Source organism: Pseudorhodoplanes sp. (assembly GCF_050250235.1).
Lineage (GTDB): Bacteria > Pseudomonadota > Alphaproteobacteria > Rhizobiales > Xanthobacteraceae > Pseudorhodoplanes.
In genome coordinates this window covers 1-20,806 of the sequence record NZ_JBFWPA010000115.1, presented here as the reverse complement: position 1 = coordinate 20,806, position 20,806 = coordinate 1, and the positions used below count along the sequence as shown (strand labels likewise).

17 protein-coding genes and 2 pseudogenes are annotated in these 20,806 nt (G+C 59.6%); 7 read left to right on the top strand and 12 right to left on the bottom strand.

Features of this window, described 5'->3' with window-relative positions:
* Both AB7F49_RS30620 and AB7F49_RS30615 read right to left on the bottom strand, forming a co-directional pair.
* Nucleotides 1-230: helix-turn-helix domain-containing protein (locus AB7F49_RS30620; RefSeq protein ID WP_428529520.1), on the bottom strand; the 230-nt coding region annotated here is incomplete at its 3' end.
* Between the two features lie 423 nt (nucleotides 231-653).
* A pseudogene (locus AB7F49_RS30615) lies at nucleotides 654-1,049 on the bottom strand (transposase); the annotation flags it as partial.
* Between the two features lie 434 nt (nucleotides 1,050-1,483).
* Between AB7F49_RS30615 and AB7F49_RS30610 the strand changes: the two are divergent.
* Both AB7F49_RS30610 and AB7F49_RS30605 read left to right on the top strand, forming a co-directional pair.
* A pseudogene (locus AB7F49_RS30610) lies at nucleotides 1,484-2,194 on the top strand (transposase); the annotation flags it as partial.
* Between the two features lie 71 nt (nucleotides 2,195-2,265).
* Entirely contained in the window at nucleotides 2,266-4,371 is a 2,106-nt protein-coding gene (locus AB7F49_RS30605) for a CoA transferase (protein WP_428529518.1), read from the top strand.
* Between the two features lie 28 nt (nucleotides 4,372-4,399).
* Here AB7F49_RS30605 and AB7F49_RS30600 read toward each other — a convergent pair whose 3' ends face one another.
* A complete protein-coding gene (locus AB7F49_RS30600; RefSeq protein WP_428529516.1) occupies nucleotides 4,400-5,569 on the bottom strand; it encodes an acyl-CoA dehydrogenase family protein in 1,170 nt (389 codons plus the stop codon).
* Between the two features lie 3 nt (nucleotides 5,570-5,572).
* A complete protein-coding gene (locus AB7F49_RS30595) occupies nucleotides 5,573-6,361 on the bottom strand; it encodes an SDR family NAD(P)-dependent oxidoreductase (protein ID WP_428529514.1) in 789 nt (262 codons plus the stop codon).
* Nucleotides 6,362-6,587: 226 nt separating this feature from the next.
* On the opposite strand from AB7F49_RS30595, the gene AB7F49_RS30590 reads away from it, so the two are divergent.
* From AB7F49_RS30590 to AB7F49_RS30575, 4 genes are read left to right on the top strand one after another with little or no spacing between them, the layout of a single operon-like run.
* Complete coding sequence (locus tag AB7F49_RS30590; RefSeq protein WP_428529512.1) at nucleotides 6,588-7,373, top strand: enoyl-CoA hydratase/isomerase family protein; 786 nt, start codon at nucleotides 6,588-6,590, stop codon at nucleotides 7,371-7,373.
* Nucleotides 7,374-7,380: 7 nt separating this feature from the next.
* On the top strand, nucleotides 7,381-8,592 hold the full coding sequence (locus AB7F49_RS30585) for a CaiB/BaiF CoA transferase family protein (RefSeq protein WP_428529511.1): 1,212 nt from the start codon (nucleotides 7,381-7,383) through the stop codon (nucleotides 8,590-8,592).
* Complete coding sequence (locus AB7F49_RS30580) at nucleotides 8,593-9,915, top strand: MmgE/PrpD family protein (RefSeq protein ID WP_428529509.1); 1,323 nt, start codon at nucleotides 8,593-8,595, stop codon at nucleotides 9,913-9,915.
* A gap of 34 nt (nucleotides 9,916-9,949) precedes the next feature.
* Complete coding sequence (locus AB7F49_RS30575) at nucleotides 9,950-12,079, top strand: acetate--CoA ligase family protein (RefSeq protein WP_428529507.1); 2,130 nt, start codon at nucleotides 9,950-9,952, stop codon at nucleotides 12,077-12,079.
* Between the two features lie 31 nt (nucleotides 12,080-12,110).
* Here the strand turns inward: AB7F49_RS30575 and AB7F49_RS30570 are convergent, their stop codons facing one another.
* From AB7F49_RS30570 to AB7F49_RS30535, 8 genes are all read right to left on the bottom strand, one after another.
* Nucleotides 12,111-13,220, bottom strand: coding sequence for an NADH:flavin oxidoreductase/NADH oxidase (locus tag AB7F49_RS30570; protein ID WP_428529505.1), 1,110 nt, complete (start codon nucleotides 13,218-13,220; stop codon nucleotides 12,111-12,113).
* A gap of 26 nt (nucleotides 13,221-13,246) precedes the next feature.
* On the bottom strand, nucleotides 13,247-13,969 hold the full coding sequence (locus tag AB7F49_RS30565; RefSeq protein WP_428529503.1) for an ABC transporter ATP-binding protein: 723 nt from the start codon (nucleotides 13,967-13,969) through the stop codon (nucleotides 13,247-13,249).
* Entirely contained in the window at nucleotides 13,962-14,756 is a 795-nt protein-coding gene (locus AB7F49_RS30560; protein ID WP_428529501.1) for an ABC transporter ATP-binding protein, read from the bottom strand. The genes AB7F49_RS30565 and AB7F49_RS30560 overlap by 8 nt, the downstream gene beginning before the upstream one ends.
* Entirely contained in the window at nucleotides 14,749-15,699 is a 951-nt protein-coding gene (locus tag AB7F49_RS30555) for a branched-chain amino acid ABC transporter permease (RefSeq protein ID WP_428529499.1), read from the bottom strand. The genes AB7F49_RS30560 and AB7F49_RS30555 overlap by 8 nt, the downstream gene beginning before the upstream one ends.
* Nucleotides 15,696-16,580 carry a branched-chain amino acid ABC transporter permease gene (locus AB7F49_RS30550; RefSeq protein WP_428529497.1) on the bottom strand — a complete coding sequence of 295 codons (885 nt, stop codon included), beginning with the start codon at nucleotides 16,578-16,580 and terminating at the stop codon, nucleotides 15,696-15,698. Before AB7F49_RS30550 ends, AB7F49_RS30555 begins: the two co-directional genes overlap by 4 nt.
* Nucleotides 16,581-16,660: 80 nt before the next feature.
* The gene (locus AB7F49_RS30545; protein ID WP_428529495.1) at nucleotides 16,661-17,887 is read right to left on the bottom strand and encodes an ABC transporter substrate-binding protein; all 1,227 of its coding nucleotides are present in this window, start codon (nucleotides 17,885-17,887) and stop codon (nucleotides 16,661-16,663) included.
* A 210-nt stretch (nucleotides 17,888-18,097) separates the two neighbouring features.
* A complete protein-coding gene (locus AB7F49_RS30540) occupies nucleotides 18,098-18,889 on the bottom strand; it encodes an IclR family transcriptional regulator (RefSeq protein WP_428529493.1) in 792 nt (263 codons plus the stop codon).
* A gap of 85 nt (nucleotides 18,890-18,974) precedes the next feature.
* Nucleotides 18,975-19,724 (bottom strand): alpha/beta fold hydrolase, encoded by a 750-nt coding sequence (locus AB7F49_RS30535; protein WP_428529522.1) that lies wholly within the window; start codon nucleotides 19,722-19,724, stop codon nucleotides 18,975-18,977.
* Nucleotides 19,725-19,912: 188 nt separating this feature from the next.
* Here AB7F49_RS30535 and AB7F49_RS30530 point away from each other — a divergent pair, with 188 nt between their 5' ends.
* Nucleotides 19,913-20,701: an enoyl-CoA hydratase-related protein gene (locus tag AB7F49_RS30530; RefSeq protein ID WP_428529491.1), complete on the top strand. Its 789-nt coding sequence runs from the start codon at nucleotides 19,913-19,915 to the stop codon at nucleotides 20,699-20,701.
* Nucleotides 20,702-20,806 lie beyond the last annotated feature (105 nt).

The window sequence follows — 20,806 nt, the reverse complement described above, 5'->3', positions numbered from 1 at the left end:
AGCACGGCCTGCTCGATCTCGGCCGACACCCGGTTGGGGTGCGGTCCCCGCGCGCCGGGCAGGCGGTCGATCAGCCCCTCGGCCCCGTAGGTCTGGAAGTTGCGGCGTATCTCGTAGAACTGCTGGCGAGAATAGCCCATCACCTTGCAGGCGCGGCTGACATTGGAGAGGTCCGCGGCCAGCTCCAGCAGCGAGAGCTTGCGGCGTGCTATCTTGTCCTTGGCGGTCATGATCGTCTTCCGTTTGGGTTCGATGTTGTCTCAGCAACGCCATCAAACCCGCTCGAAAGCGGCTCGGCCACCGGAACCGGGCGCTCGGACTCTTGCGGTCCGCGCCCGGTTCTTCGGTGGCCAACTGTCAGGTGATTACGATCTCAGAACACCCCGGACCATAGCCGCTCTTTCCCTCGATCCCTTTCGGTGCCGCCGCCACGGGCGCCAGCGCATGTCTCCGGGCTGTCGCGATTGCTGAATCTTTAATTCTACAGGAATCCAACCTGCACCCGCCGGTTTCCCGGCGGACGGAGAATGTTGGATTACAGCTCCTCTCCCTCCGCCACGCATAAGTAGTAAGTCGTCCGTTAAGAAGCCGATCTGAATGCCGGTGATACAAGGAAGGCTCGAGACAGGTCGTTCCGGATCAGACGCAGCAAAATCTTCAGCCAAGGCGAGGACCAGGCGGAGGTTATGGCCGATTGCGGTGAGAACGACATTGGCGGCGTCGCCTTGGCGTCCCCTGAGGTAGCAGCGACCGAGATGGCCTTCGGTCTTCATATGGCCGATCACGGCTTCGATGGCGGAGCGACGTCGGAGCTCGCGCTTGATGACGCCGAAGACCCCGCGCTTTTGGCCTGAGATGAAGATACGGCGCGGGTTTTTCGTGTCATGGCCGCGATAGCCCTTGTCGACATAACCGCGCTCGATCGCGCAGCCGGTGAGCTTTTCGGTGTCCTCGATGATGGTGCCAAGGGTGTGCCCGTCATAGGGGTTGCCCGGGAGCGCCTTGGCATGCAGCACGAACCGGCCGCCTGGGGCGCGGCCATTGGTGGTGTGCCCCGGATCGCAGCAAGGCGGCGCCAGCGCGCTGAATTGCCGCCGACGCCGCCTTCCAATCAGATCAGGATGACGCCCGGATTACCGGTGACCCGCGTTACTTCGGGCACCAGGGCTGCCAGCAAACGAACAGCGAGGGATACCACTTTCCGTCGGCCCAGCAGCGGTTCATCGTGCAACCGGCCGGTCCGCAGGCAGCCGTCTTCAGAGCGCCGGGCGTGCAAGCCGCAGCGGCCTTCTTCTTGCCCTTCGCCATCGAGTCGCCCGCAGAACCGGCGATCGCCAAAGCAGCAACCGCTGCCGCAAGCGCGAATTTCGAGACCATCTTCATCATTGAACAGCTCCCCAGTGAGATGCGGCAAGTCGGCCTTCTTCAGCGCTTTCGCGCACCGATCACCCGCGCTGCGCTTCCATCAGCCACGCGCAGCCACAAGGCGGATGTGACGGCGGCCTGCGGGCCGCGCCATGGTCGCGATGTGGCGCGGCGGGCGCATCGTTGGGGCCGAACGCGGGGACGGATCGGTTTCCACGGCGGCAAGATCGAGGTCGAACGCCCGCGGGTGCGGGGCGTGGACGGCCGCGAGGTCACGATCCCGAGCTGGGAAACGGCGGCGCAGGAGGACTGGCTCGGTCGCTGGGCGATGAACCTGATGCTGATCAATGTGTCGACGCGCCGGTTCGGCCGCGCTGTCCGGCTGCCTGAGGGGGACGTGCCGGCACCGCCCGGATCGGGGATTTCGAAGTCGGCGGCCTCGCGGAGGTTCGTAGCGCTGTCGGCGGCGCGGCTGGCCGACTTCATGGCTGCCGATCTGTCCGCGTTCGACCTTCTGGTGGTCCAGATTGACGGGCTGCATCTCGGCGACGATCTCGTGCTGGTCGCCGCGATCGGGGTTGACGGCGAAGGCAACAAGCATCCGCTGGCACTGGTGGAAGGGGCGATCGAGAATACCGCAACGGTTCAGGCCCTGCTGGACAACTTGGTCTCGCGCGGGCTCGACCCGACGGTGCCAAGACTATTCATCGCCGATGGCGCGAAGGCGTTGTCGAAGGCGATCCGCCGCACCTTCGGTTCGGCTGCTGCGATCCAGCGTTGCGCCCACGATCTTCGAATCATGGTTGCCCATGGATTCAGAAAGCTCCATAAGAAGCAATTGTAATGCTAATTCTATTCTAATAGAACCGATTTTGCGCCACGAAACAGGAATTCTTCCACATGCAGCATCGTCCCTTTGAAGAGCTTGTCGTCGTGGAGGTGGGCGCTCGAAGCGGCGTTAGCGCTTGTGGATCGCTGTTTGCCGCGGCCGGCGCCACCGTAATCGTTGTCGAGCCAGAAAATTTAGCGGCTATTGGCAAGTTCAAACTTCGCGCGTCATCGTTGGCGGGCAAGGAGAGCGTGGTCGTTCGCGTCGGCAACGCCGAGGATGAGGAGCTTCTGCGCCAACTGCTTGAGGCCGCCGATGTTGTCATCCGTTCAAGCGATTTTGGTCCCGATTTCGCTGCCGGGATCGCTCTTGGCTCGGATACGGTCGACTGTGACATCCTCGCTTTTCCAACACCCGAGCCGGCCGGCACCCTTTTCGACGACAAGTTGATTCAGGCGCAGTCTGGGATCGCTTCTGTCACCGGAACGGCGGATGGTGGACCCACCATTTCAGAAGCGGCCATTCTCGATCTTGGCGCAGGGGTTTATGCGGCTGCGGCGATTACCACCGCCTTGCGGATGCGGCGCTTGCATGGCGGCGGTCAAAAGGTCACATCGACGCTTTATGGCACCGGCGTGAACGGCATGGTCACATTCCTGCCCTTCTTCTTCGACGGGAAAATTCCACCTCGCGGCGGAAATCGCCATCCGATGGCCGCGCCCTGGAATGCGTATCAGGCGTCTGATGGCTGGATCCTGCTCTGCTCAGCGAATGACGATCAATGGAGGCGGCTGTGTTCGGTGATGGGCCGTCCTGAACTGGCCCAGGAAGGGGATCTCGTGAAGCTGGCCGGGCGGATAAAAAATGTGGATGCGACCGATGCCATCGTCCAGTCTTGGGTCGGAACGAAAACAGTAAGGGAAGTAGTCGAAACGCTTGGGCGCGTGGACATCGCCGCTGGCCCCATCGTCGCCGTGGATGAACTGGCGAAAGAGCCCAACGTGAATTTCCGCGGCATGGTGCGGCGGCTAAGGGACCCGGAAACGGGATTGGAAGTGGCCGTGGCCAGCCCTCCCTTTCCGCGTGGCCGGGGGCCGTCGGCCATCCCTTTGAGAAATTCCGGTCGAGAACCGGTTCGTAAATTGGAGAAACGGCCATCCGCGACGCGTGGCAGTCACAAGCAAGCCATGCCTCTTAAAGGGTTGCGGGTGCTGGAAATTGGGCAATACACGACGGCGCCTCTGGCGGCAAAGCAGATGGCCACGCTGGGCGCCGAGGTCATCAAGATCGAGCCGCTGACTGGCGAATCCTCTCGTGCGTGGCCACCGCACCTCAACGGCGAGAGCTATTTTTTCACGATGAACAACGCCAACAAACGCAGCCTCGCGATCGATCTGCGCTCTCCGGACGATCGAGCCTTGCTCACAAAGCTGATTGGCACATCTGACATCCTCGTCGAGAACCTAAAGCCGGGCTCGCTTGCGCGGCTCGGTTTCTCGTTCGAGGAAATCCAGAAGATCAATTCGCGACTGGTTTATTGTGCCATTTCGGGTTACGGGGCAGATTCGGCTTATCCGGGAAGGCCGGCCTTCGATACGGTCATCCAGGCCATGTCAGGGCTTATGGACCTGACACGCGCAAACGGCATTCCAACGAGGCTAGGCATATCTATCGCCGACACTCTCGGCGGAATGATGGGCCTTTTCTGCATTCTGGCAATGCTGGAGGAACGCGATCGCACTGGCACCGGTTCGTTTATCGATCTGGCAATGCAGGACGTTGGCGTGTGGGCAACGCATACAGCTTGGGATCCAAACGCGCGATCACCTCATGCCATCGTTACCTGTAAAGATGGCCACTTAGCAGTTATGTGCCCGCAAGAGAATGTTTTTACCGAACTGGCCAAGGCAGACATTGATCCGGGCTCGGTGACACGCGAGCAGGCGGCGATGGCGCTGCTGGCCCGCAGCATCCCAGCAGCTTCGATCCGTACTGTCGATGAAGTCGGCCGTCTGGAGAGCCGTACTGGTGGAATGATCCGTATGGTTGACTGCGGAAAATCCTGCTGGCCATTGATCGAGCTTCCGTTCAACTTGTCCCGGATGCCCCACTACGACCTTAAGCCGATCGGGAGCTTGGGCGGGGCCAATCGGGAACTCGCCGGCAACGCCCCCTGAAGAGGGCACGTCGGCGCAAGGCAATTACTCAGTGTACCTTCGGCGGCCTGAACGCATCCAGACCAGTCAACTCGCGCCCGATCATCAAGGCAAGTATCTCGTTCGTGCCATCGGGAACCAGCAGCATGCGCGCGTCACGGTAAAGTTGTTCGAGCCCAAGTTCACGGCTGATGCCCATGGCGCCGTGAACCTCCATCGCCAACGATACGGCCTGGAGGCAGGCATTGGTCGCATAACGCTTTGCCATCGCCGACAACCCATTGTTGCGGCCGCCACGATCGGCTGCATCGAGCGCCCGGTAGCACAGCAGCCGGCTTGTCTCGACCGCGGTGGCGATGTCCGCGAGCCGCTCCTGAACGAGCTGCATGCCGCCAATCACCTGGCCGAACTGCTTGCGGATGCCTGCATATTCGATCGCCGCATCGAGGGCACGTTGGGCGAGATGAACCGCACTTAGCCCCATCAGCGGCCGGTTGATATTCCAGGTGAGAGTCAGCACGCGCGCAGCATCACCAGTTTCACCAAGCGCATTCTCGATCGGCACGCGACAATCGTCGAACACGAGCTCCGATAGATGGCCCTGGCACAGGCCAATTGTTGGAATCTCCACGGCTAGGTACGGGGATTTCGTACGCTCGACAGCGACACGCCTCATGCCGGGCTTTTTCCCGTCGGCGCCCCCGCTGACACAAGTGACGACGGCGAGATCGCTGATGCTGCCATTGGTGATCCACATCTTCTGGCCATTGATCACCAAGCTGCCTTCGCTCTCAGTCACGCGCGTCTTGATGCCGCGTGGGTCCGATCCGGTGTCCGGCTCGGTCGAGCCGGTGCAGCAAATCTGCTTCCCGGCGATCAAATCCGGAATCAGTCGCAGACGCTGTTCATCGGTGCTTTCCGCGAAAATCCGCGCAGTACTGACCTCATGCGACAGGAGAGAAATGGCGATCACGGGCGGAAGCTGCTCGTAGACCATCCCATAATCGAGCATGGCCATCCCGGATCCGCCCGCCGATGTGGGCAAGCGCGGAGCCGTCAGCCCCTCTTCGGCCAACATCCCGAAAATTCGGATCATGTCCGCCTTGCTGAGCGGTTTATCGGGATCGCTGGAATTCAGGATCGGCGCGATACGGCCCTCAACCATACGACGGGCGGATTCGACCATCAGGGTTTGATCTTCGGATCGTTCGAAATTCATGCGTCACAACATCACGTAGCCGCCGTTGACGCTGACCACTTGTCCGGTCACCCATCCGGCTTTGTCGCTCAACAGGAATGTGATCATCGCGGCACTGTCTTCGGGCTCGCCAATGCGACCGGTTGGATACATGCGCAGGACGTTTTTGACACGCCTCGCATATTTTTCCTCACCCATCGATTTGCACAACGACGCCTCGCGCTCCTGGCGCAATTCGGTGTTGGTAGCGCCCGGCGAAACGACATTCAACGTTACACCTGATGTGCCGACTTCCTGCGCAACGGATTTGCACATTGCGATCACGCCAGCCTTCGCGGCCGCGTAGTAGGACAGACGAGCCTGGCCAACGCGGGCGGAATCAGACGCCATGCAGACAACGCGACCATAACGTCGCTCGATCATGCCCGGCAAGATGGCGTGCAGGCACAGCATCGGACCTTGCAAGCAAACTTTAATCATCCGATCCCACTCTTCCGGCGTCGACTCCAAGAAAGTCTTATCGGCCAAGATTGCCGCGCTGTTGAGAAAAAGATCGATCTTGCTAAACTTGTCACCAACTTCTTTGACCATTCGCGCGACGTCGTGCTGACTTGAAATATCGGCTGCGACGCCGACAGCGATGGTGCCTGTTTCCTCGCTAAGCTTTCGAGCGGACTCCTTCACGCTATCGCCGTTTATATCGACGAGCGCCAGTGCAACTCCCTCTTTCGCGAGAAGACGCGCGCAAGCATAACCTATCCCGCGGGCGCCGCCGGTAACGAGAGCGACGCGGCCCTTTTCAAACAGCTCCATCCACTATCTCCCTGTTCCTTGCGATGGTCGCAAAGAAGCGGCCAAGAGGTCCCAGAACGCCGCCAAAGTTCGTCCGCAAAGACATTTCGCTAGACGGACCCTGTTCCATTTCGTATATTACCGGCAGCCTTCGAGCAACGTCAATTGGCTCGAATCTTGGGGCGTGCGAGGGCGTCCTCTTCGCTTATTGCCAGCCACAGAACAAGACACCCGCAAGGAAGGTACTGTGCCGACATTCAATACTATTCGGGTCGAAAGAGACGCCGCGGCCTGCATCATCACACTCAACCGTCCGGAGCGACGCAACGCTATCAGCATCGAGTTGATGCGAGAACTGATGGACGCGATGCGTGAAGTCGACGGCGATGCGTCGGTGCGAGGCGTCATCATAACAGGCGGTGCTGAGTATTTTGCCGCCGGCGCGGACCTCAACGAGGCGCTTCAGGTCAAGTCCGCAGAGTCCGGCATGGACTATTTTCGGCTCTGGCATCGGCTCTGCGACGCGCTCGAAATGTCGAAAAAGCCGGTCATTGCGGCGATCGAAGGTTTTTGCATGACGGGTGGCTGTGAACTCGTTTTGGCGTGCGACCTTCGGGTGGGCGCAAAGGGTTCAAATTACGCGATCACGTCGTCGCGCATCGGGACGGTTGCCGGCGCCGGCGGAACGCAGCGCCTGCCGCGCATCGTCGGGCCGGCTTATGCGCTCGAAATGCTCTTTGCCGCCGAGCCGTTTTCAGCCGAGGACGCCTATCGTATGGGGCTTCTGAACAAGCTCGCGGAGAAGGGTCAGGCGCTTGCCGAAGCAAAACGCCTCGTTGAGCTATACGCAACGCGCGCTCCGCTCAGCCTGGCGCTTGTGAAGCGCGCCGTCCACCGCGGCGTTCAGATGGATCTCGGGTCGGCCCTCGAGTTCGAGACTTTCCTCGTCACGACGATCTACGGCACCGACGACAAGCAGGAAGGCATCTCGGCGTTCCTGGAGAAGCGCAAGCCGAATTTCACGGGGCGCTGAAGCTCATATGGCGAAGCCGGACGTGCAAACGCAGCTACCGCTTGCCGGGATTCGTGTTCTCGATTGGACGCGTTTGCTGCCTGGCCCATGGTGTTCGCAGATGCTGGCCGATCTGGGGGCGGACGTCATCAAGATCGAACAACGGGGCATTGGAGACCCGAGCAGGCACAATCCGCCGCGCTACAAAAATGAAAGCGTGTACTTCCAGAGCGTGAATGCCTGCAAGCGTAGCCTGACCATCGATCTCAAAGCCCCCGGCGCCAAGGCTCTGGTGCAAAAGCTGATCGCCGGCACCGACGTGCTCATGGAGTCTTTCAGCGCGTCCGTTGCCGGTAAGCACGGCATCGACGCCGAGGCCGCGCTGAAAGCCAACCCGAAGATCGTCCATTGCTCGATATCGGGCTATGGGCAGCGCGGTCCCCTGTCACCGATCCCCGGCCACGATCTCGTCGTACAAGCCGCGACCGGCCTACTGGCGCCCTCGGAACAGCCGCCGCACATGCCAGTCTTCCAGACAGCCGACTATGCGGCAGCACTCACGGCCTGCATCGGCATATTGTCAGCTTTGCGCCGGCGCGACCAATACGGCATCGGCGCGGCGCTGGACATCGCGATGTTCGACAGCATGTTTCAGCTCGGTCAGATCGGCCTCGCGAGTGCGCTCGCGCGCGTAGCCGGCTCCAGCGGCGAGCCGCGGATGGAGGTGTGGGGTGGAAATCCACGCTACGCGCTCTATCCAACTAAAGACGCCAAGACCGTTGCGGTTTCGCTGCTCGAGGCGCGCTACTGGGAGAAGTTCTGCAAGTTGATCGGTCGCGATGACCTTCCGCAAGAATATGAAGACCTGTCCGCGCGTCTGAGCTCGCATGGCGAGCGAAACGAGACCTACCGGCAGGTCATCGCCGATTATTGCCTCACACACACTCGCGATGAAATTTCGCGCGAGATGCTGGCCCACAACATCCCAGTCGTTCCTGTCCTGACACCTGACGAAGCTGTCGGCTCGCCTCATGTGCGGGCGCGCGGACTCGTGCACACGACGGCGCATCCCACGGAAGGCCGGATCGCAGAGATACGCAATCCGCTGCACCCATCCGGACTGGTGCGCGATAGGCGGGAGCCCGCGCCGTCGCTTGGCGGGGACAGTCCGGATTTGCTCGCGAGTTTCGGCTTATCGTCAGCCGAGATAAAACAATTGATGGATTCAAGGACGATTTAGATGAACTCGACCGCGACACCGGTCATATCCAGTATTGCCGATCTAGTCATCGCACCTCTGCAGGGAACGTATCCAAGAGAGGTGACCGACGCGGCCCGCATGTGCTTCGTGGATTGGTGCGGTGTCGCGTTGGGTGCCGTCGAAGAGCTGCCGGGCATGATCGCTGCTCGCGCGATGCAGGACGAAGGCCGCTCGCCGGTGCTGTCGGGAGGCAAAATGAGCGCCCTCATCTCGGCGCTGGTCAACGGCACGCTGGCGCACACGCTGGATTTTGACGATACACATGTTCCGAGCCTGACGCATATCAGCGGCGCGACTTGGGCTACGATCGTAGCGCTGTCGGCGACACCCGGCCGCGAAGACGCTGATATTCTCGACGCCTTTATCAAGGGGTTTGAGGTAGGCGGGCGTCTCGGCCGGAACATCGGGCCGGCAATGCTTGAACGCGGCCTGCATGCGACAGCAACGATCGCCTCGCTGGCCGCGACGGCGGCGGGCTGCGCTTTGCTTCAGCTCGATCGCAATCAGATCATGAATGCGATGGGTTTGGCCGCAACGCAAGCGGGCGGGCTGACGATTTCCTTTGGCACCATGGCGAAGCCATTCCACGCCGGAAAAGCCGCCATGAATGCTGTTATCGCCGTCCAGATGGCACGACATGGCTTTGAAGCCTCTCTCGAGGCGTTCGACAGCCCAGAGGGGCTCGCTCGCGCCGTCGTACAAGACCGCGCGCTAGCTTTCAGGCCGGTGGACGACTCGTCTTGGCAGATCCTGTTGAACACATTTAAGCCTTACGCCTCCTGCCTACTGACACATCCGTTGGTGGACTGCGCCCGCAGTCTCGCGCAGACGATCGGTCCGATGCCCGCGCAAAAGATCTCAGCGCGGGTGCATCCGCTCGCCATCCGGCTCGCCGGCAAAACGAGGCCGAGCACGCCGCTAGAAGGCAAATTCAGTCTTTCCTACTGCATCGCGCTCGCTTTCGCCGGTTATCCCGTTTCGGCGGCGAACTTCACCGCGCAATTTCTTCGAGACGAAACGCTCGCCCGTCTCGCCAATCGCGTGACACTAGAACCCGACGAGCGCCTGCGCGAAACCGCGGCGAGGATGAACGTGACTCTCGAGGACGGCAGCGAGCAAATTGCCGAAATCGCGTTCGCACGCGGCAACCCGGAAAATCCCATGCAATGGTCGGACCTGGAGGCGAAATTCGTAGGCCTCACTGAGAATCGGCTAGGCGTCGCGCAGGCAAAGGCGCTTTTCGATGAGTTGCGGAAAATGCAGCGCGCTGCTGACGTCTCTGTGCTGGCCGCCGCGGCCTGACCGCCGCCGCAATGCGTATCAACAGGAAACTGACGTGAAGAAGCCTTTCCATGCCGACAGCGACAACAGCGCAACGCTTGCCAAGGCTCTTTTCGCACCGGACAGCATCGCTCTGATCGGCGCGTCAGGCGACGCGACCAAGCACGCCTCGTTGCCTCAACGCTATCTGCGCAAGCATGGCTATAAAGGCGCAATCTTTCCGGTAAACCCGAGCCGCAACGAACTGTTCGGAGAGCGCGCGTATCCGTCGGTCGACAAGATACCGCACCCCATCGAGCACGCATTCATCATGTTGCCGGCGTCGCTTGTTCCCGCTGCAATCAAACAGTGCGCGAATCATCGCGTTCATTGTGCCACGATATTCAGTGCGGGCTTCGCCGAAACCGGCGAGGAAGGACGAAAGGCGCAAGAAGCGATCATCCAGGTTGCCAGCAGCGCCGGTATGCGCATTCTCGGCCCCAATTGTCTCGGCGTCATCAATACGCATCAACGCGTGGCCCTGTCCGCGAACGAAGCGCTTGAAATCCCTTCTCTCTTTCCGGGCCGCATGTCGTTGCTGTCCCAGAGTGGCAGCTTGATGGGATCGCTGCTGTCGCGGGCACAGGCCCGCGGTCTCGGCTTCGCCAAGATGATATCTGTCGGCAACGAGGCCGACCTTGGCATCGGAGAAATCGGCGACCTCTTGGTGGACGACGCCGATACCGACGTCATCCTTCTGTTCATCGAAACCATCCGCGACCAAAAACAGTTTTCGGCTATGGCTCGTCGTGCCTTCGCCGCAGGCAAGCCCGTAATCGCCTATTTGCTTGGCCGTAGCGATCTCGGAAGCAGCCTTGCCGCATCGCACACCGGCGCGATCGTCGGCAACACCGCGGCGATCGAAGCTTTTCTGCGGGACAACGGCGTCATGCGCGTCGATATGATCGAAACCCTCTTTGAGATGGCTCCGATGGTGGTTGGCCGGCGTCCGCCAGGCGCGGCGCGAATCAACGTTATGACGACCACCGGCGGCGGCGGCGCACTGATAGTCGATAACCTCGGTTTGCGAGGCGTCCAGGCTACGGCCCCGGGCGAGGCTGTCATCGCCAAGCTCGCGAAGCAAGATATTCGGATCGCGAACTCTCCGCTAATTGATCTTACACTAACCGGCACAAATCCGAAAGTCTTTGGCGCGGTTCTCGACAGCCTAATCGAGTCGCGCGATAGCAACGCCATCATTGCAGTTGTCGGATCGTCGTCGCAGTCCCGTCCGGAGCGAGCCGTCGTCCCGATCATCGATCGAGCGCGCAAGAGCGATAAACCTGTCGCTGCCTTCTTAACACCGGACGCTACGGAGTCGGCGCGTCTGTTGTTTGGCGCCTCGGTCGCCGTATTCCGCACCCCTGAGGCTTGCGCCGACGCGATGCGCGCCTATTTCGACTGGAAGGCCCCGGCTCCCGTCACCGCGATCGACCGCACGTTTCCCGCCGAGTTGATCCGGATCGCGCAGGGTCGCGGTATTGCCAGCGCCAGCGAAGCATCCTGGATCTTGGAACTGTTGGGTATCGATCAAGCCCGCACGGTTTCCCTTTCAATCGAGGCAGACAGCGCTGAGATCGAAGCAATGGTGTTCGGTCTGAAATTCCCTGTGGCAGTCAAGATCGACTCGCCAGACATCCCCCATAAGACTGAAGCTGGCGGGGTCGTGCTAAACGTACTGGACATCAAGACATTGGCTTCGGCGCTCTCGTCAATACGCGAGACTGTTCACAAGCACCGTCCAGACGCCAAGCTTGATGGCTTCATTGTTCAAGAGATGCACTCGGGCGTGGCCGAAGTCCTGCTTGGTTATAGGGTCGATTCCCATGTTGGTCCAACGATTGCCGTGGGCGTTGGCGGCGTTCTGGCCGAAATCTACCGCGACGTCGTTGTTGCGGTTGCGCCGGTGAGCATAGACGCCGCCCGCGAATTGATCGGCAAGGTGCGCGGCTTCGCGCCGATCCGCGGCTATCGCAATCTACCTACGGGTGACATCGAAGCATTAGCGAGAGTAATTGCCGCCTGGTCCTCACTCGCGGCGATTCCCCAGTCGCGGATCGTGGAAGCGGAGTTGAACCCGCTACTTGTCGACGTTGTCGGAAAAGGCGCCGCTGCGGTCGATGCCTTGATCGTGCGCGCCGACTGAGACGCGGAATCTCCGTTGCGCGCAGAGACCGTCACTTGTCGGCGCGCGGCTTGAGGAAATCGCCGCCGCGCATACTCGGATGCGAGCGCTCATATTGCCGCGGATAAAACGCCTGCTCGCCGAGTTCCATCGCGGCGTGCCACGGCCAACGCGGGTTGAACAGCATGCCACGGCCGAGCGCAACCAAGTCTGCTTGCTCGGCGGCAATCACTTCATTCGCCTGCCGCGGCTCGGTGATGAGCCCAACCGCCATCGTCGCAATCCCGGATTCACGCCGGATGCGTTCTGCGAACGGAACCTGGTAACCAGGGCCGACCTTGAGCTGTTGCTCGGGCACCGACCCGCCACTCGACGCGGTAATGTAGTCGCAGCCTCTTTTTTCCAGCTCGATTGCGAGCGCGACGCTGTCATCAAGCGTCCAGCCGCCTTCCGCCCAATCGGTCGCGGAGATGCGCATGCCGAGGGGCTTGCGTTCCGGCCATACCTTGCGAATGGCTTCAAAAACCTCCAGCGCGAAACGCATCCTGTTTTGCAAAGACCCGCCGTATTCATCCGTTCGCTTATTGGCGAGGGGAGAGAGGAAATTATGTATCAGGTAGCCGTGCGCACCGTGAATCTCGAGCATGTCGAACCCGATCCGATCCGCGCGCTTTGCGGCCTCGGCAAATTGCGAGATCGCGGTTTTGATGCCCGGCAGGTCGAGGGCGATCGGGACGTTACGCCCCGGGTAAGGCACGTCGGAGGCGCTCAGCGGACGCCATCCGCCGGCGTTCAGAGACACTGCCTTCTGTCCCTCCCAGGCCGTGGTAATCGACCCCTTACGACCACCATGATAAAGTTGAATTCCAAGCTTCGCGCCGCCGTATTTCCGGCAAAACTCAACGACACTTGCCAACGCTTGTTCGTTGGCGTCGGAGTAAAGGCCCAGATCGAACTGGCTCAACCGGCCGGCGGGCGCGACTGCGGTGGCTTCCGTAATGAGCAGTCCCGCGCCCGAAACCGCGAGATGACCAAGATGCATCGTATGCCAGTCGGTCGCACTCCCATCCTGTGCCGAATACTGTCCCATCGGGGACACGACGATGCGGTTGGTCAGCGTCAAATCCCGCATTGTGAAAGGCGCGAACAAGGGAACTCGCATGATTCTTCCTGAAATTTAGAACCGCATTAGCTCAAGGCCTGCCCGAGATAAGACTCGATGACGTCGGGATGTGCCACCACCTCCTCAGGTGAACCTTGATAAAGTTCACGGCCGAAATTCAGCACCAAGACACGATCGGTGAGAGCAACGATCACACCCACGATGTGCTCGATCATCAGTATTGTCATGCCTGAATCAGCAACATGATCGATGACATCCATGATGTTGTCGATCTCCGCGCCTGTAAGGCCAGACATCACCTCGTCGAGCAATATAAGCCTCGGCTTAGTGGCGAGCGCCCGCGCCAACTCAAGCTTCTTCTTTTCTCCAATCGTCAGTTCAGTGCTTAGCGCATTGCGGCGTGCGGTCAGATCTACCATGTCCAGCGCCTCGTCCACCCGTCGCTGCGCTTGGGTGCTCGAAATGTAACTATTAGAGGAGAACAGTGCGCCGGTCATGATGTTGTCGGCTACAGACATTTCCTCGAATGGTCTTACGACCTGGAATGTGCGCGCGATGCCCATGCGACAAATGGCATAGGGCGGCAGTCCGCTCAGCTCCCGCCCTTCGAATCTTATCGATCCTGCGGTCGGCGTATCGTATCCGGTGATCAAGTTGAGCAATGTTGTCTTGCCCGCACCGTTCGGCCCGATTATCCCGAGCACCTCCCCGCGCGCTAGATTGAATGATAAATCCGATATGGCGCTGAGACCGCCAAATCGTTTTGACACGTCCTCGACCTCAAGCACGGCGTTCGCCTCCCGCGGTCGCGGCAAGCCGCCGTTCTCGCCGCGAGCTGGCCCCGCGGTGACGCCCATAGCTCGATCCGATGAATGCCTTTTGCACCATTTCGGACTCCGCAAGATCGCTGGTGGTGGCTTCGTAGACGATCCGTCCCGCCGACAACACGTATCCGCGTTGCGCGACGGTTAGCGCGGCGCGAGTGTTTTGCTCGACCAGTAGGATCGTGATCCCCGACTTTGCAATCGTGCGGATCGCCTCAAACAAGGTTAACACCATTTTGGGCGCCAGACCGAGAGACGGCTCGTCCAGCGCAAGCAGTTTCGGCTCGCCCATCAGCGCGCGGCCTATGGCCAGCATCTGCTGTTCGCCACCGGACATTGATCCTGCCGCCTGCTTCGTTCGCTCACTGAGGCGTGGAAAAATCTCAAACACTCGCTGCAGCGTCTTTTGGCGGTTGGCCCGTGCCCGCTTGTTGTAAGCTCCCATGATCAGGTTTTCTTCAACCGTCAGTTCCGGAAAGACTTGCCGTCCTTCGGGTGACAAGCAAATGCCTGCCGTGACGCGATCGTGGGCCGGCCTTGTTGTAATATCGCTGCCCTGATAACTGATTGCGCCGCTCATGACCGGGATCAGGCCGGTGATGGTGCGCATGATAGTCGTTTTACCTGCCCCGTTCGACCCTAGAAGACAGACCACCTCACCTTCGGCAACGCGCAAATTGATGTCGTCAACGATAACGGCATCGTGATAGCCGGCCCGAACGCCAATCAACTCCAAAACGGTGTCATTCATTGAGCGCCCCCGGCTCTTTTCGCTTTGCAGTCAGGCGTCGGTAAACACCGACAATTCCCGCCGGCATAAACATGACGCCGAAAACGAGCACCACACCATAAGCAAGAAGCCCGACACCTGCAGTATGCCCGAACTGGAGTCGCGTTATTTCTGAAATTGTGAGCAGCGCAAAGGATCCGACCACCGGTCCGGCCACGGTGTAAAGTCCGCCGAAGAGCGGGGCGATCTGCGCTGAGATCGTGATCTTCATATCGAACGCGGCGGCCGGCTCCAAATAGCCGGTGTACCAAGCGCTGATCGTGCCCGCGGCCGAAGCCAGTGCGCCAGACAGCGCCGTGATGCCAATGCGGAAACGGACCGGGTTGACACCGAGCATCATAGAAGCGCTTTCGCTGTCGCGCATCGCACGGAGCCCGTATTGATACCTGGATTTAGAGAGCTGGATCGAAATCGCGATAGCGACCACAACAATTATCAGCGCAAAGCTCGTCAAGATCTCGCGCCGCGGGCGGAGATGATCATCGACAAAAAATCCCTCGGCTCCTCCAGTCAAGGCGGGCACCATGAACGCAACGACGCGCAATGCCTCGGCCATTGCCAGTGTCGAAATTGCAAAGAACAATCCACGCAGGCGCGCCGTAATGGAAGCCAGCAACACGCCAAACAGCGAGCCGAGCGCGATCGACGGAAGGATTGAAAGCCAGAATGGGAGGCCCGTCGTGTTGGCGAAAAGTGCGGCGGCATAGGCACCCAAACCCCAGAATCCGGAATGGCCAAGCGAGACAAGACCGGCGTTGGCCATCAAGTTCCAGCTCACCGCGATTAACAGCAAGGTGGCGAAGCGGATCGCCCAGTCGTCGAGACCCGGAGAGAGAAAGTGGGGTACAACCAGCGCCAGGATCGCGGCGACGCCAGCTCCCAGCCAAATGCGCATAATCGTCATGCTTCGCGTCCAACCTTGCCGAGAATCCCGGTCGGCCGGGCAATCAGCACCATCACCAAAAGAAAAAACGCAACGCCTTCGGCCCAACCGATACCGTTGGGCACAAAATAACCGATGGCAGTCTCGCATATCGCCAAAAAGAACGCGCCGATCACCGTTCCGATGATGCTGTCCATGCCGCCGAGGATAATGATGGCAAAAGCCTTCACCAGAATGGGGAAACCCATGAACGGTGTGATCGGCAGCAGAAAGCTCATAATTGCCCCGGTTGCCGCGCCAAAGGCGGAGCTGAGAGCAAAGGAAAGCGCGTAAATCCCGCGGACGTTAATACCGACCAGCGCGGCAGCTGATCGATTCTGCGACACTGCGCGCGTTGCCCTGCCAAGCTCACTCCATCGGAGCCACGCCAGCAGGAAGACGATAAACAAGACCGCAAGGCCGAATGCGATGAGCCGCCCTTTGGCAACAATGATGTCATTCGAAAAGAGCCACGATTCCAACGCGTAGGATGGCGTCGTAGCACGTTCGTCGCCGGTCCACATGATGACTGCGAGATTCTGCAGAACGAGACCGATGCCGAATGTCAGCAACACCTGGTTGATGCCGACGTCGTCCAGAATTCTTTCAAGCGACAGCCGGAAGATCAGATAGCCCGCGACGGCACCCAGCACAGCCACCAGCGGAAGACTGAGGAGCGGATCCAGGTTTAGACCGACGAAGACGAAAAACGCGGCGTAAGCGCCGTACGTCACCATCTCTCCATGGGCGAAGTTGATGATCCTTGTGACGCCGAAGGCGAGCGATAAGCCGACGGCCATCAATGTGTAGAGGCCGCCGAGCAGAAGGCCGTCGACAATTATCTGAACTATCAGGCTTGTCATGGGCGGGAACCGAGCTGACAGGGCGGGCGGAGACAGCCCTGACCGAAATCCCAGCCAAGGGCCGCTCCTGCCATCGCCACTTATTTTGGATAGGCAGCCTGTTCTAGCGTCTTCGTCGTGGCGAACTCTGGCGGGAAAATGATCGCATCCTGGTTTTTCACGCGCTGATGCACCACGACATCAGCAAACGCCTGATTGAGCGTGCCGCCGTCGGCCGGACCAAAGTGCCCGCGGCCGATCATCGTCTTTACATCTAGCTTCTTCATCTCGGCAGCGACCTTTTCCCTGTCGTCGGCCTTCGCCTGTTCGATCGCCAGCAACAGCATCATGGTCGAAACATATGCGCCGACGTCGACAAACTCGGGCTGCCGGTTATAGCGATTCGTGAAGGCTGCAATCCAGTCTTTCGTCGCGGGAAATAGCGCGGGATATTTTGGATCTGCCGCCGCCTCGAGACCAGGAATATAAGTTGTCACGCCAATCCAACCTTCCTGCGCCTCGCCGGTGGCGTCCTGCCACTGCTTAAGCTGCGGATAGGCGGTTCCGATCATATACGGCACTCCCAACCGCTGGACATAGGCCTGCTTCGTTAGTGTTATGCCGTCCGTTGTCTGCACCAACCCCATTAACACATCGGGCTTCGCACGCCGGATTTTCGCGAAGACGGGATTAAGATCGGTTGCGCCCGCACGCACCAGCTCCTCGGCAACGATCCTGAACCCAGCTGCCGCGAAATATTTCTGCGCATAAGGAAGATGCTCTCGACCATACGCATCATCGGAATAGATGATCGCGAGCGTCTTACCAGGGCCAAGCTTCTCGCGCAGCGCCTTCGCGAGCGACGCGTGATAATGATAGGCGTATGGGAAGGTGTGGAAGAACATCGCCTCTTTGCCAACCTTCTCTTCAAGAAGCGGTGTCGTGGCGCCTGGAACTATCCAGAGAGCTTTCGCCCGCAACCAGGCCGGGACACCGGCCATCGCGATCGGCGTCGCGATCGGCCCAATCAGGTAGTTCACCTTTTCCTGAGACAGTAACTGAGTGAACGAGTTTACGGCTGCCTGGGCATCCGATTGCGTGTCGCGGAACAGAACTTCAATCTTCTTGCCAGCAACCTTGCCGCCATACACATCGACCGCCATTTCGATACCGCGCTTCGCCGCCGCTCCGTAAGAGACAAACTTGCCAGAAAGCGAAAGCGGCGCCCCGATCTTGATGCTGTCCTGCGCCCAAGCAGACTGCGGCGCCATCAACGCCGCACAAGCTATACCCAGCAGACCTACGCGTCGTGTCAAATTGATAGTCATTGTTTCCTCCACCGGCTAAGCGCTGTCTTTTCTAAGTTCTGTCTTTTTTGTTTTCCTCTATGCGCTATCTTTATACATAAGTTTAAAAGATGAAACTGGTTTCGTCTAGTGGCTTTTCCTTTAGCCTACAACGAATCGCAACGGCTGAAAGTAGCTCTGCCGACGAATGCGGCCCTGCCGCCCATTCAAGCGTGAGGCGAGCACATCAGTTCACGCCGCGCGGCGCCTATTCTTGGGCGCCTGACATTCGGCATTTTGACCGCTCGCGGATGGGTCACGCCCCCCCAGCCTGTTCGTTATCGAGCGGGTTGCCTCAAAAAGAAATTCCGCGAATTTTCTCACATGGAGATCGACGCGAACGGCCGGTCCGGTAACGCTGATCGAATACTTCACGCCCCCATCAATATTGTAGATGGGAGCAGACACTGCAGTCACCCCGAAGACCCGCTCGCCACTTGTGTGTGCATATCCTTGCTCGCGATACTTCGCGAGATCGCGATCAAGTGCGGCACGATTCGGTCTTTCACGAGGCGGAGTGTCCCGCCAGATTCGATCGACTTCCTTCTTCGGCAAATGCGCTAGGAGCATTTTGCCTGTCGCGCCCTTGAGAAGAGGGGTCTGCTCTCCGGGGCGCACGATGCTCATCAGGGGCGACGGTGTATCGAAAACCTCAACGCACAGTCGCTGCCCGTCCACCACTGTGTTGAGCGTGACCGTTTCGCCGGTCGTGCGTACCAGTTCGAGCATTACTGGCCGGGCAATCTCGCGAATACCGATCGTGCTATGTACCACTCCGCTCAATCGCGTCACTTTAAGTGACAGACAATAGCGGCTGTCATCCAAGCGGACCAAGTAACCCAGTTCATAAAGGCAGTTCACCAACCGATAGGTCGTTGCTTTGGAAAGCTTGATGCGCTTTCCGATTTCCTGGAGTGACAGCATCGTATGATTCGGTTCAAATGCCTCAAAGATCGCGAGCGCTCGCTCGACAGATCGGATCATGGATTAACCTCGCGATGAGTTGTTCTGCCACATGACGATTGTCGGCGGGCACGTCCGACTTGAATTGGTCATCATCTTTTTGACTCTATCGTTCATCAGGCCGTGGACCATCGAGGTCGCCATGAAATTGAAGGATTAGCTGATTCACTTTTTCGGGTTGTTCATATTGTACCCAATGTCCTGCACCCACCACGACTTCATAGCGCGCATTCGGCCGCACCGCGCGACACGCTTCAATTCTGGCAGCAATCGAGGGATAAGCAAGTCTGTCTAGCTCGCCCCACACGAGCTGGACCGGCGCTGCTATACGAAGCATGTCCGCGATCATCGTCTCCCGAAGACTTACGATCCTGCTGTCGAATCGAGCCCTCTCGATATTGGCGATCTGGAGGTCGACAACATCGGCCTCTGGTGGGGGGCGCTTCGAAAGCATCCAATGGCCTAGATTGGCGGCAACCGCCGCACGGCGTTCGGCAACTGAAGCTCCGGACGATGGCGACTTCGCGGTGGGAATGGATCGCCCGATGGGGATTCCGAATCCGCCGGGCGCGAGTAGGGAAAGCCGCCGAACCGTCGCTCCAAGTTGAACCGCAACCCGCGCAGCCAATGCGCCGCCAAAGCTGAAGCCGACCAGATCGCAACCTCCATCGGCAACCGTGCGAATCGCCGAAGCGACCCAAGCGATATAGTCCTCAGGACGGATCCCGGCGGGCACATCGGGCGAGGCGCCGTACCCTGGCAGGTCGAACGCGATCACCCGATAGCGATCCGCAAGCGCCTCGATGTTGCGAATCCAATGCGTCCACGAGCCGACGCCACCGTGCAGCAATATCATCGGCGTGCCCGAACCTCGCGTCTGCATCGCAAGCGCAGTCCAAGTCTTAGCAGGCATCATGCAATTCCGTTGCGGACCCATAACAGGCATTCTATGCTCCTCCGTTGGGTTCGCCTAGTGAGTGTTTTTTCACTGTATGGAACGGCCCCTGCCAGGATTGATAGGGAAGAGAGAAGGAGGTCGCCCCAATGTTCGAGGACATCGCTTACAGCACCGATGCTGGTGTCGCCACAATTACCATCAACCGCCCCGAAGTGCGCAACGCCGTCCGTCCGAAAACCTATGAGGAGCTCACGGAAGCGATGAAAATGGCGGCGGACGACCCGGAGATCGGCGTGGTCGTTCTGACGGGTGCTGGGGACAAGGCGTTCTGTTCAGGAGGCGATGTGCGCGACCAATCCTCGCGCAAGCCCTATGTCGGCCGCACCCACATGCGACGTCTCTTCGCGCTCTCTTCTGTGATGCGGATGATGGACAAGCCGATAATCGCAAAAGTCCGAGGGTTTTGCGTCGGCAGCGGCAACGAGCTCAATCTCTTCGCCGACATGACGGTCGCAAGCGAAGACTCAAAATTCGGTCAGGTCGGTCCCCGTGTCGGCAGCGTTCCTATCTGGGGAGCCTGTCAGCTCCTCGCGCGCTACGTTGGAGAACGAAAGGCGCGCGAAATCCTGTTCACATGCCGCCTGTATACCGCCCAAGAGGCGCTCGATATGGGCCTGATCAATCAGGTTTGCCCCGCCGACAAGCTTGACGAAGAGGTCAAGAAGCTCTGCAACGAGATCCTCGACAAGAGCCCGCAGAGCATCCGGATCGCGAAAATCGCATTGAATGCTGGTTCGGACCAGGAGTTCTACTCCTCTTACTTCCCGACTTCCGAGCTGCTCGCTTCGATCTACGGCAATGAGGAGAACTCAGAAGGCATCAAGGCATTCCTTGAGAAGCGTCCGCCGAATTTCAGACGTTTCAGGACGCGTTAAGCACGCCGTGGGCTTATCAACGAAGGCTCGACGCCTTTGACACCTCAGCCCTCTCGGAGCATCTGAAACGCGCGGTCGAGATTGGCCCGACGGAAGCCGAAGCCG